Raw genomic sequence first — 1,243 nt, 5'->3', positions numbered from 1 at the left:
CCCGCCTCCACTTCCGCAAAATCGGGATTTCAATAAGGCCTTTTCCGCATTGCTACGGATACTTTAGAATAGATCAGGTTTTTGGGGTTGTAGAGACGCGATTAATCGCGTCTTTATCGGGCGGATTCAGTGGATTTACAGGGATTTGATCTGCGGAAATCCGCTGAATCTGCGTCATCCGCGTTCCCATTGGTGTCGCTTTGGGTGTATTAAGCTGCTGCAAGCCAGCTTTTTTCCGCACGTATTTTTTAACCGCGGAGTAAAGGAGTTGACGCGGAGTTTCGCGGTTGTTGCTTTTGTTGCCACGGGGCAATCTGTCGTGTTTTTTTTCAAAAGTGGCCATGTGTTCAGCTTCAATTTGCTCCGCTGCTTTGTGGCCCTATTCCGCATCTTCCCAACCTGCTTCGTTGCTGTATGTTTCATACGATTTTCGGGGGATATGTACGAAGGCTTTCCCCATTTTGCGCTTATAAGCCCGGTGTGCTACATAGAGCAAACGTTCAAAGGACAGACCGGTTGGGAATTTGGAGGGATCATGCAGCACGGCTTCGTAAAATTCTTTGCCATTGGCCACTACAAAGCAGCGGTCGTAGAGGAATCCATCTACCGATACGTAGTCTTTTTTCTGATCACGAATCGAGGCTTCGGCGTGGGATAGGGTGTCCAGGAGCCAAAGTTTTTCCGCCAGGATGTCTTCATACTGGTGGATGTTGGCATTGAGCATATTGGACAGTGCTTGCACCAGGGGTTCGATCACGGCGGTATCATCTCCTTCGTTTTCCCAATCCAGGCGCTCGATCAATTGCCAGAAGCCTTCTTCGGTGAGCCAGTCTTGAGGAGTTTCAGGAAGGAGGGTTTCTACTTCGTCTGCAGCATAGCGTTGCCGCAGTTCTTCGATGAAGGACTCGTCCAGCGCATTGAGATTGGTGTGAAGAGGGGTGGCCATGGCACGTGGATTTGGCTGCTATATTAAGCTTTTGTAAGCGGGAAGTAAGGGGAATGACGAATTTTTGATCTCAAGCGCTCCCGTTACAACAAGTCTATTCTACTGCTTCCAAAATATCCATCACCTCTTGTTCGCTGATCTCAAAAATAGTTGCGATCAGGGCGGGCTCCAGGTGTAAGGTTTGGTAGAGATTGAGGATGGCAGCGCGGGTATGCTGGCGTTGTTCTTCGGCTCGTTGGCGCTCTTTTGCTGCTTTTTGCCGCTCTTTTTCCACTTCAGTCAAAGGGTTGATGCCAA

Annotated in this window: 2 protein-coding genes and 1 pseudogene; all 3 read right to left on the bottom strand. The window is 49.3% G+C overall.

The features are described 5' to 3' along the window. Nucleotides 1-73 precede the first annotated feature (73 nt). Entirely contained in the window at nt 74-343 is a 270-nt protein-coding gene (locus ABW391_RS29515; protein ID WP_353485490.1) for a hypothetical protein, read from the bottom strand. A gap of 36 nt (nt 344-379) precedes the next feature. After that, nucleotides 380-946: a DUF4240 domain-containing protein gene (locus ABW391_RS29510; protein ID WP_353485489.1), complete on the bottom strand. Its 567-nt coding sequence runs from the start codon at nt 944-946 to the stop codon at nt 380-382. A 94-nt stretch (nt 947-1,040) separates the two neighbouring features. Continuing rightward, nucleotides 1,041-1,243: pseudogene (locus ABW391_RS29505) on the bottom strand (hypothetical protein); the annotation flags it as partial.

The sequence above is a fragment of the Haliscomenobacter sp. genome, from assembly GCF_040403615.1.
In the GTDB taxonomy this organism is placed as follows: Bacteria; Bacteroidota; Bacteroidia; order Chitinophagales; family Saprospiraceae; genus Haliscomenobacter.
This window is presented reverse-complemented; position numbering and strand designations above follow the sequence as displayed.